General features: G+C 44.0%; 11 protein-coding genes and 1 riboswitch. Of the genes, 1 reads left to right on the forward strand and 10 read right to left on the reverse strand.

From position 1 onward, the window contains the following. Window positions 1-7 precede the first annotated feature (7 nt). From purF to M3206_RS17960, 10 genes are all read right to left on the reverse strand, one after another. Window positions 8-1,426, reverse strand: a complete 1,419-nt coding sequence (gene purF, locus M3206_RS17915; RefSeq protein ID WP_251313882.1) for an amidophosphoribosyltransferase — start codon at window positions 1,424-1,426, stop codon at window positions 8-10. Next, window positions 1,402-3,633 (reverse strand): phosphoribosylformylglycinamidine synthase subunit PurL, encoded by a 2,232-nt coding sequence (purL, locus tag M3206_RS17920; RefSeq protein ID WP_251313883.1) that lies wholly within the window; start codon window positions 3,631-3,633, stop codon window positions 1,402-1,404. Before purL ends, purF begins: the two co-directional genes overlap by 25 nt. After that, window positions 3,617-4,300: a phosphoribosylformylglycinamidine synthase subunit PurQ gene (purQ, locus tag M3206_RS17925; protein WP_251313884.1), complete on the reverse strand. Its 684-nt coding sequence runs from the start codon at window positions 4,298-4,300 to the stop codon at window positions 3,617-3,619. The genes purL and purQ overlap by 17 nt, the downstream gene beginning before the upstream one ends. After that, window positions 4,297-4,551, reverse strand: a complete 255-nt coding sequence (gene purS, locus M3206_RS17930; RefSeq protein WP_130297262.1) for a phosphoribosylformylglycinamidine synthase subunit PurS — start codon at window positions 4,549-4,551, stop codon at window positions 4,297-4,299. Before purS ends, purQ begins: the two co-directional genes overlap by 4 nt. Further along, window positions 4,539-5,261, reverse strand: a complete 723-nt coding sequence (gene purC / locus M3206_RS17935) for a phosphoribosylaminoimidazolesuccinocarboxamide synthase (protein WP_251313885.1) — start codon at window positions 5,259-5,261, stop codon at window positions 4,539-4,541. Before purC ends, purS begins: the two co-directional genes overlap by 13 nt. Before the next feature lie 324 nt (window positions 5,262-5,585). After that, entirely contained in the window at window positions 5,586-6,878 is a 1,293-nt protein-coding gene (purB, locus tag M3206_RS17940; protein WP_251313886.1) for an adenylosuccinate lyase, read from the reverse strand. Continuing rightward, a complete protein-coding gene (purK, locus tag M3206_RS17945; RefSeq protein ID WP_251313893.1) occupies window positions 6,875-8,038 on the reverse strand; it encodes a 5-(carboxyamino)imidazole ribonucleotide synthase in 1,164 nt (387 codons plus the stop codon). Before purK ends, purB begins: the two co-directional genes overlap by 4 nt. Next, window positions 8,022-8,507 (reverse strand): 5-(carboxyamino)imidazole ribonucleotide mutase, encoded by a 486-nt coding sequence (purE, locus tag M3206_RS17950; RefSeq protein ID WP_251313887.1) that lies wholly within the window; start codon window positions 8,505-8,507, stop codon window positions 8,022-8,024. Before purE ends, purK begins: the two co-directional genes overlap by 17 nt. Window positions 8,508-8,613: 106 nt before the next feature. Continuing rightward, window positions 8,614-8,717, reverse strand: a riboswitch (purine riboswitch). An 82-nt stretch (window positions 8,718-8,799) separates the two neighbouring features. Continuing rightward, entirely contained in the window at window positions 8,800-9,003 is a 204-nt protein-coding gene (locus M3206_RS17955) for an NETI motif-containing protein (protein ID WP_251313888.1), read from the reverse strand. A gap of 3 nt (window positions 9,004-9,006) precedes the next feature. Continuing rightward, a complete protein-coding gene (locus tag M3206_RS17960) occupies window positions 9,007-9,513 on the reverse strand; it encodes a DUF2179 domain-containing protein (protein WP_425590747.1) in 507 nt (168 codons plus the stop codon). Window positions 9,514-9,718: 205 nt separating this feature from the next. Between M3206_RS17960 and M3206_RS17965 the strand changes: the two genes are divergently transcribed. Continuing rightward, window positions 9,719-10,573 (forward strand): manganese catalase family protein, encoded by an 855-nt coding sequence (locus tag M3206_RS17965; RefSeq protein ID WP_251313890.1) that lies wholly within the window; start codon window positions 9,719-9,721, stop codon window positions 10,571-10,573. The last annotated feature ends 359 nt before the right edge of the window (window positions 10,574-10,932 follow it).

The following is a 10,932-nucleotide window of genomic DNA, read 5'->3' on the forward strand; positions in this document are numbered from 1 at the left end:
TCCCCCTTTAAACAAGCTCTTTTTCATATGGTAAAACTGTATCTGGATAAATTTCTGTTGGATAACGGCCAGTAAAACATGCTAGACACTGCCCGCAGTTCGGTTCAGCGTTAGAGCGTCCAATCCCGTCCATCAATCCTTCAACAGAAATAAAAGATAAAGAATCAGCTCCGATAATTTCACGGATCTCATCAGCTGAATGTTTAGAGGCGATGAGTTCTGCACGTTCCGATGTATCGATTCCGTAATAGCACGGATGAGCGATAGGTGGTGCTGTAATTCTCACATGCACCTCTGTTGCGCCCGCGGCACGCAGCATCTTTACGATACGGCGGCTCGTCGTACCTCGCACGATCGAGTCATCCACCATCACGACACGTTTGCCTTCAACAATCCCGCGAACAGGTGATAGCTTCATCTTTACTCCAAGTTCACGCAGTTCTTGTGAAGGCTGGATGAAAGTTCTGCCTACATAACGGTTCTTAATCAAGCCGATCTCATAAGGGATACCTGATGCCTCCGCATAACCGATTGCTGCTGAGATGCTTGAATCTGGAACACCTGTTACAACATCTGCTTCAACCGGTGCTTCCTCAAACATCTTCTTCCCAAGACTTTTTCGTGCAGCATGAACGTTGATTCCTTCAATATTGCTGTCAGGTCTTGAAAAATAAATATATTCCATCGAACACATAGAGCGCTGTACGGAAGTTGAAAAACGGTCTACTGTTAAACCTTCTTCGTTGATGATCAATAGTTCGCCAGGCTGCACGTCACGTACGTATGTTGCGCCGATTACATCAAATGCACACGTTTCTGAAGCTACCACATAAGCATCGCCAAGCATGCCAAGAGACAAAGGACGCAAGCCGTTCGGATCTAACGCTACCATCATCTCGTTCTCTGTCATGACTAAAAACGCATACGCCCCTTTTAACATCGTAAGAGCGTTCTGTACTTTTTCTTTTAGCGTAAAATAACCGCTTCGTTTGATAAGATGCGCTAAAACCTCAGTATCTGATGTTGTCTGAAAGATGCTTCCTTGAGATTCAAGCTGATGTTTCAATGCATTGGCATTTACAAGGTTTCCGTTATGCGCTAATGCGAGTGAACTCGTTTGTGAGCGAAACAAGAGCGGCTGAACATTAGCAAGCTCGTTTCCTCCAGCTGTTGAGTACCGGACATGGCCAATCGCACCATGTCCAACCAAACCTTCTAACTCACCTTTACTAAAAACGTCATTTACAAGACCGCTCCCTTTATGTGTGCGGAGGCGTTCTCCATCCGTTACAACAATTCCAGCACCTTCTTGCCCGCGATGCTGTAGGCTATGAAGGCCATAATATGTTAACTGCGCGGCATCCGGGTGACCCCAGATACCAAATACGCCACATTCTTCGTTTAAACCTTTGATGTCAGCAAGCATGGAATTGCTCCTTTCCAGGCGTCTTGCAGTTCCTGGAGCGTACAGGATAATAACTCTTCACCCTGCTCGTTATCAATCGCAAGACCGCTCTCAGAACGTACAAACCCTATGATTTTTGCATCTTTCACAAGTTGTTGGAACTCATCTTGATTTTCAGGTTTTACCGTTACTAAGAAGCGAGATTGAGATTCACCGAAAAGACTTCCGGTCGGCTCATCTGTTAGTGTTACGCTCGCCCCAACTTTTCCGTCCATCACGGATTCAGCCAGTGCTACTGAAAGTCCGCCTTCTGCTACATCGTGCGCTGAAGCGATAAGCCCTTTTTGAATCGCGGCTAAAAGGTCACATTGTCTGCTTTCTTCCACTTCTAGATCGATGTGAGGCGCTTTGCCGAAAATGCGTCCTTCTTTCATCTTCTGGAGTTCACTTCCGCCAAACTCAGGCTTGCTTTCTCCGATCAGGTAGATGATGTCTCCTGCCTCTTTAAAGGTTTGCGTTACAATATGCTCTGTATCTTCAATCAAACCGACCATTCCGATAACAGGCGTCGGATAGATCGCTACACCGTTCGTTTCGTTATAAAGAGAGACGTTTCCTCCGATTACAGGAGTCTCAAGTTTCGTACATGCCGCGCTCATACCGTCAGCCGATTTTTCAAGCTGCCAGAAGATCTCAGGCTTCTCTGGATTACCAAAGTTTAAGCAGTCCGTTACTGCCAATGGCTTCGCCCCTGAACATACAAGGTTACGAGCCGCTTCAGCTACAGCGATCTTCCCGCCAACTTCCGGATCCAAGTACAAGTAGCGTGAATTACAATCCGTTGTCATCGCAAGTGCCTTTTTTGTTCCTCTGATTCTCACGACTGCCGCATCAGACCCCGGCGCTACAACTGTATTTGTGCGCACCATATAATCATATTGGTTATAAACCCACTCTTTGCTCGCGATCGTCGGTTGCTCAAGTAACGATAGCAACGTAGATTTGAAGCTAGTAACCTGTGGAATATAATCCTCTTGCCCTTGAAATTCCCCATAATAGACCGGCTCTTTTGAAGGTTTTTGGTAAACCGGTGCATCTTCAGCAAGGGCGTCTACTGGTACATCTGCTACGACCTCACCTTGATGTGTAAGACGCAACACTTTTTCTTCAATAACTTTTCCTACTGTTACACAGTCGAGATCCCACTTTTCAAAAATCTTTTCTACTTCATGCTCGCGGCCTTTTTCTACAACTAAAAGCATGCGTTCTTGGGATTCAGAAAGCATCATCTCGTAAGCAGTCATACCTGTTTCACGCTGCGGAATCAGGTCAAGGTTCATCTCGATTCCCATTCCTGCTTTACTTGCCATCTCAGCTGAAGAACTCGTTAAGCCAGCCGCACCCATATCTTGAATACCAACGAGTGCATCACAGTTGTGGATCAATTCCAAACATGCTTCCATCACAAGCTTTTCCATGAACGGATCTCCAACTTGAACCGCTGGGCGCTTCTCGTCGGATGCTTCAGATAATTCTTCCGATGCGAATGTCGCACCGTGGATACCGTCGCGTCCCGTTTTTGCTCCAACGTACATGACAGAGTTGCCAGCACCTTTTGCCTGACCTTTTTTAATGTCCTTGTGATCGATTAAACCGACACACATGGCGTTAACAAGCGGGTTACCTTCGTATGACGGATCAAACTGAACTTCTCCGCCCACTGTTGGAATACCGATACAGTTTCCGTAGCCTGCGATCCCGGCTACAACCTGTTCAAACAAATATTTCACACGAGAAGAATCCAATTCACCAAAACGCAGGGAGTTCAGCATAGCGATCGGACGTGCACCCATGGAGAATACGTCACGGATAATTCCGCCAACCCCAGTTGCCGCTCCTTGATACGGTTCAATCGCCGATGGATGGTTATGTGATTCAATCTTGAACACAACCGCCTGACCATCACCGATATCGACGATCCCAGCACCTTCACCAGGTCCTTGCAGCACACGCTCTCCTTTTGTCGGGAACCTTGAAAGCACAGGTTTTGAATTTTTGTAAGAACAATGTTCACTCCACATAACAGAGAACAATCCAGTTTCCGTCCAATTTGGAAGTCTTCCAATAATCTTTTCTACTAATTCAAACTCTGAATCACTTAAGCCCATTTCACGGTATAATTTTTGTTCTTTAATTTGAGAACTTGTTGGTTCATGTTGCAGCGACATAGCGTTCCCTCCAGCTCTTCACGATTGATTGAAATAACTTCAGTCCGTCTTTGCTTCCTAACAGCTCATCAACAGCGCGTTCCGGGTGCGGCATCATCCCAAGTACATTGCCCTCCTGATTCGTAATTCCGGCAATATCCTCAACAGATCCGTTCGGATTCTTCGCATAGGTAAAAACAATCTGATCGTTTTCTTTTAACAACTTGAGCGTCTCTTCATCGCAATAGTAGTTGCCTTCTCCATGTGCGACTGGAACAGAGATCACTTCACCTTTTTCATATTGAGAGGTAAAAAGAGTCTGGTCGTTCATAACCACAAGCTCTTCCGGCTGGCAGATGAATTTCAGCGATTCATTACGGCGCATCGCTCCAGGAAGTAAACCTGTTTCAAGCAAAATTTGAAATCCGTTGCAAACACCAAGAACTGGCTTGCCTTCTTTTGCTGCCCTAACCACTTCACTCATCACATTTGAAAATTGAGCAATGGCACCAGAGCGTAAATAGTCTCCATAAGAGAAACCGCCTGGTAGTAAAATACCGTCAAATCCACTTAAGTCTGATGCATCATGCCATACGTACTCAACATCACTTCCGAGCTCGTCTTTTACAGCATGATACATATCTGTGTCACAGTTCGATCCTGGGAATACGATTACTGCAAACTTCACTGTGCAACAACCTCCTCCACCTCGTACCGATAGTCCTCAATAACCGGATTGGATAATAATTTAGAACACATGCTAACGATTTTTTCATCTAGGTCGTAGTCGCCCTTTTGAAGTGTCAGCTCCAAATATTTGCCGATACGCACGTCTTCAACTTCCGACTGTCCCATTTTATGAAGTGAATGCATAACTGCCTTTCCTTGCGGGTCCAATACACTTTCTCTTAGCGTCACATAAACTTTTACTTTGTACATGATAGGCCTCCTAGACGTTTTAAAATAGTTTCATAAGCATCTGTTAAACTTCCAAGTTCACGGCGGAACACATCTTTATCAAATTTCTCATTTGTTTCTGCATCCCATAAGCGGCAAGTATCTGGAGAGATCTCGTCAGCAAGGAGCAGTTGTCCATCTTGATCGATTCCGAACTCAAGCTTGAAATCTACAAGCTTCACTTTTCGCTGTACAAAATACGAAGTCAGGACCTCATTTACTTGAAGGGCTTGTTTAGAGATGAATGATAGCTGTTCTTTTGTAGCCAGATTAAGAATATCGATATGCTCTTCTGTAATCAGCGGATCACCAAGGTCATCATTTTTGAAATAAAACTCGACAATCGTTCTTGGGAGGATCTGTCCTTCTGGAATCCCCGTGCGCTTTGATAGTGAACCTGCTGCGATATTGCGCACGACTACTTCTAAGGGAATGATGGCCACCTTCTTTACGAGTTGTTCTGTTTCTGACACTCGCATCACAAAGTGAGATTCAATGCCTTTTTCTTTTAGCAGCTCGAACAGAATGGATGAAATCTCGTTGTTTAGTCTGCCTTTCCCTTCGATCTCAGCTTTTTTCTCACCGTTAAAAGCTGTTGCTGAATCCTTGTAGCTCACCCATACGATGTTTTCTTCTGTTGTTGCGTAGATTCTCTTGGCTTTTCCTTCATACAACTGCTCTAGCTTCTCCATTCTAACCCCTCCATTACGGGAAGATTCCCAATATTCAATCTTTTAAAAAAGGCAAAGAGAAAGAGAGCTCAATAGATCACTCTCTTTTTAGTTGAAGTCCTGCAATAAGCTTGTTTAATCTTCGTAGTTGAAAGAGGTTGATTTCCGTTGCAGGTACTCGCTTTCCGGGGGGCGTGCGGTGAGCCTCCTCGCGCTTTGCGCGTTAGGAGTCTCACCTGTCCCGCTTGTCCCCCAGGAGTCTCGTACCTTCCACTCCAACCAACTTTTCAATAATGTTCAAACATTAACCATTTAAAAAAGCAATTCTTCTTTTATTTAAAACCTTTAAAGTCCTAGTCTGTCGAAGATCGTGTCTACGTGTGACAGATGGTAACTGTAATCAAAGCATTCTGAGATTTCTTCAGGTGTTAATTTTTCTGTGATTTTCGGTTCAGCTTCTACTAGTGTTCTGAACTGTACGCCTTCTTCCCATGCTTGCATCGCTTTTGGCTGTACAGTGTCATACGCTTCTTCACGTGCCATGCCTTTGTCGATGAGTTTCAATAGAACGCGCTGTGAGTAGATCAACCCGTATGTGCGTTCCATGTTGCGCTTCATGTTCTCTGGGAACACCGTTAAGTTTTTGATGATGTTGCCAAAACGGTTCAGCATATAGTTCAATGCGATCGTCGCATCCGGCAGGATGACACGTTCAGCAGATGAATGCGAGATATCGCGCTCATGCCACAGTGACACGTTCTCGTAAGCTGTCATCATGTACCCACGGATCACACGAGCGAGCCCTGTCATGTTTTCAGAACCGATCGGATTACGTTTATGCGGCATGGCAGAAGAACCTTTTTGACCTTTCGCAAAGAATTCCTCCACTTCACGCGTTTCACTCTTTTGAAGTCCGCGAACTTCAGTTGCAAACTTCTCGATGCTTGTTGCGATTAAAGCGAGTGTTGACATGTAGTGTGCGTGACGGTCGCGTTGCAAGGTTTGTGTAGAGATCGGTGAAGCTTCTAATCCAAGCTTTTCACATACATATTTCTCAACGAAAGGATCGATGTTGGCATATGTTCCAACAGCCCCAGAGATCTTACCGAAACGAACTGTATCAGCCGCTTGCTTAAAGCGTTCCACATTACGCTTCATTTCTTCGTACCATAGGGCAAGCTTTAAACCGAACGTTGTCGGCTCAGCGTGCACACCGTGTGTACGTCCCATCATCACTGTGTACTTATGCTCTTTCGCTTTCTCTCCTAAAATTTCAACAAATCGATCAAGGTCTTTCGCTAAGATGTCGTTTGCTTGTTTTAAAAGATAAGAAAGTGCTGTATCTACAACGTCTGTTGAAGTTAGGCCGTAATGCACCCATTTACGCTCTTCGCCAAGAGTTTCAGAAACCGCTCTTGTAAACGCCACAACATCATGACGTGTCTCTGCTTCGATTTCTAAGATTCGGTTAATATCAAAGGAAGCATTTTCACGAAGCTTTTTTACATCCTCTTTAGGGATTTCTCCAAGTTCCGCCCACGCTTCACATGCTAGGATCTCAACTTCCAGCCATGCTTGGTATTTGTTTTCATCCGTCCAAATAGCTCCCATCTCTGGGCGAGTATACCGTTCAATCATTTTTGTACCTCCGTCTTCTTTCTCTCAAAAAATACGCTAGACACTTTATCAGCTTTTTCAAGCGCATCTTCGATTGTATCGCCTAAGACTGTTATGTGTCCCATTTTACGTTTCGCTTTTGCTTCTTTCTTTCCATACAGGTGAAGTTTCGCTTCTCCTAATTTTCCTATCTCATGTAACACAGTCTCATGATGTTCACCTAAGATGTTGATCATCACGGCTGGTTTTATTAAGTCTGTATTGCCAAGCGGCCAGTTGCACACCGCGCGTACATGCTGATCAAACTGTGACGTCTCACATGCCTCGATCGTGTAATGACCCGAGTTATGCGGACGTGGCGCAAGTTCGTTCACATAGATACTTCCGCCTTTTGTGACGAACATCTCTACGGCAAGCGTACCAACCAGCTCCAGTTCCGTTGCGATCGACCCCGCTAATGTCTCCGCTTGTTCCGCAGTTCGCTTCGAAATACGTGCAGGTGCGATCGTTTGATGCAGAATGTTGTCTTTATGAATATTCTCTGCTATCGGGAACGATTTAACCTCACCACTCACACTTCTTGTTAAAATTACCGAGATCTCTTTTTCAAATTCCAGCCAAGCCTCTAAAACACAATCTGAATCTTTATTTAAAAGTCCAGCGGCTATTTCTAGATCGCTTTCCTGTCTAATAACGAATTGCCCTTTACCGTCATAACCGCCCCGACACGTCTTTAGGACAGAAGGAAATCCGAGTTGGGTAATAGCTTCTCTTAAGGAATCTAGAGCTGATACCGGTCTGAAAGGTGCGACCGGTACGCCAGCTTTGACTAACGTCTCTTTTTCTCTTAAGCGGTGCTGAGTGACAGCAAGAAGTCGGCTTCCCTGCGGCAGGTAGGCATGTTCCTCCAGCCAGCCCGCACTTTCTGCATCTATGTTTTCAAATTCGTATGTGACAACATCACTTAGATGGCCAAGCTTCTGGATACCTTCACGATCTTCGTAACCAGCTATAATCTGCTGATCGGCCACTTGTCCGCAAGGCGAGTCTTCACCCGGTTCTAAAACGATGACGCGTAGACCCATTTCTCTGGCGCTCAGTGCCATCATGCGTCCGAGCTGTCCCCCGCCTAAAATTCCGATTGTCTGCTGTGGTCTGATTGTTTTATACAAGCTGCTCACTACTTTCAATCGCCATCTCTTCGGCATTAGCCCGGCGTTTTTTAAGTCGCTGTCTTACTCCTTCATCATGAACGGCTACCATCTGCGCAGCTAGAAGTCCTGCGTTCGCAGCCCCAGCTTTTCCGATTGCAACCGTTGCGACCGGTACGCCTTTAGGCATCTGAACGATGGATAAAAGGGAGTCAAGACCATTAAGCGCTTTAGACTGAACCGGCACCCCGATAACAGGAAGGATGGTCTTTGCTGCAACCATACCCGGTAAGTGCGCGGCACCGCCAGCTCCTGCAATGATTACTTCAAGTCCTCTTTGTTCAGCTTCTTCTGCATATTGAAACATAAGATCTGGTGTACGGTGTGCTGAAACAACACGCTTTTCATAAGCAACTTCCAGCTCTTCTAAAATATCGCAAGCTTCTTTCATTGTCTCCCAATCTGAAACACTTCCCATGATCACGCCTACTTTAGCCATGGCAGCCTCCTTATTATCAGAAAAAATAAAAAAGTCCAATTGGTATGCTTCTCCCTAAAATGAGAGAAAGCAGCCAACTGGACATACGTATCCATTAAAATAACAACAGAAAGATGCTTTCCCTCATAGTCTGATGAAATATACGGTCATCAGGTAGAGACTTACGGGCCATATCCCCGAAATTATATGAGGGCTTTATTCTTCTGGTTTCATTGTAGCAATGGTCGTTTTCGTTTGTCAACAAAAATCGAACATTAAGTTATATAGTATACTTAATGTTCGTGTTTTAGGGTTAATCTATCCGTTTTCCTTCAAATATAATTCGCTGTTCTTTCACTTCCGGCTCCATTCTGCCATTACGTTTCACTTCATGGAACACAGGCTCTTCCATTCTTCTGACAGGTGTATAACCTTCCTTTGCCATTCGATCCAAGCAATCGGAAATAGATTCTCCTGATTCAACAGCAAACTTCTTTTTAGATGGTCTCTTCTCCATCTGTTACCTCCTGATACCCTTGACCCAAAATCCACCATGGAATGCTTTAGGCTCATGTGAAATAATAAAGGCTTTTGGATCTAAATCTTTAACGGTATTATACAAGTTCAATTCTGATTTTCGAGATGTTAAGATCTCCATCATTAAACGCTGCCCTTCACGGCCTTCTGCCAACCAGTTCGTAACACCATATCCCTTGTTACGAAGAGCATTCGGCAGTCCTCCTACGAGATCCGTTGTAATTACGTTAACAGTAGTATATCCAAGTGCAAGCTTTTCCTCAATCTTCATTCCAACTAATACACCTAATCCATAACCAACTGCATACGCAATCAAGTTCTGGATTTCATTTAAGTTATCAAGAACCAATCCCAGACCAACAACATATATAATAACCTCAAAAGTACTTATAAAAGCAGCCAGATACCGCTGCCCTTTAAGCGTGAGAATCATCCGTATTGTAAAGAACGAGACATATACAATATTTATTAATAAAATAATACAGACCATCATAATCGCATTATCTAACAAGGCGCCAACCTCCTAAGATGAAAAAAATACTTTGTTAAGAATAACACTTTTTGGACAAGTTGGAAATGATAGAATGTTTCCTTTTTCTTCATTTAACACCCTTACCAAAACATGACGCTTATACTTATGAGATTTAAACAAACTCTAATGAAGTATCAAATGAAAATGGAAGGGTGTTAAATACATGTATTTTTACAGAGAAGATTTGATCAACTTGATACAACCCGACAAGCCCGATCCAGATGCTGCTAAAGTATTACAAGAAGCACTTGGCGGTCAATTCGGAGAAATGCGGACAATGATGCAGTTTTCTTTCCAAAGCGCCAATTTCCGAGGGAAAGATAAAAAGTATAGAGATCTAATACGAGGTATCTTTTTAGAGGAACTCAGCCACGTGGAATTGGTTCAAAGCACCATCAACCAATTGTTAAACGGTTCAGGCGAAGGCGGTGCAGGAAATACGGCCCCTGATGGAGCTCCTTTAGACGAACCTGTTCAATCAGGAAATCCACACCACTACATCATGGGTGCACAAGCCTCACTCCCAGTAGATGCTGGCGGCAACCCGTGGAATGGATCATGGGTTTATTGTCATGGAAACTTGGTGGCTGACCTTTTAAATAACGTCATGCTTGAATCAACGGGTGTATTACAAAAGTCTAGAATTTATGAAATGAGTTCAAATAAAACATTAAGGGAAACCATCGCGTTCTTAATCGTTCGTGATAATGCGCATCAGAATGCTTTTGCAAAAGCACTTGAAACACTTGGTGTAGATTGGGGTAAAATTTTCCCGATCCCTAACTATGATTTGAACAAATATCCTGAATGTAAAAAGTATGTAGATTTGGGCTTCCATAATGCCCAGTTTAACTTCAGACTGGATGAAACAAGAATCGGCGAGATCTTCCAAGGCGAATCACCTAGCAGAAACAGTGGAAACCTGCAGGTTATCCCTCCTCCAGACGGTTATCCAGTTCCGACTATGCCTGAGATGCCAAACGAACATGCTCCGGGAATCCAGGATTTAAATAAATAAGTAATGTTGAGAGAGCTGATCCAATTTTGGAGGTTCAATTACGTTTGGGTCACTTCTTTTAATTAAAATAGTTTTCTGAAAGGATGGCTGACCCCGTCAGCCTTCTTTTTTTGGTAGAAGGGAGTCTCTGGAGAATTTACGGTACGTGTTCTTTTAATCTGTTACACGTTCGCGCAAGATGACCCTCATTTCGCTCAGAATCTTCGAGTACCGCTCAGAATCGACGAGCTACTGGACTTCTGTCAATAAAGTGGAGATAAATTTTGTGAGAAATATTCAATTGAGTCCCATTCTTAAGGGATTTTCATATGAACATCAATGAGCCTCTTCACAGAGGCTTTTTATTATGGGCGCTTTAT

This window comes from Fictibacillus phosphorivorans (assembly GCF_023715845.1).
Lineage (GTDB): Bacteria > Bacillota > Bacilli > Bacillales > Fictibacillaceae > Fictibacillus > Fictibacillus phosphorivorans_D.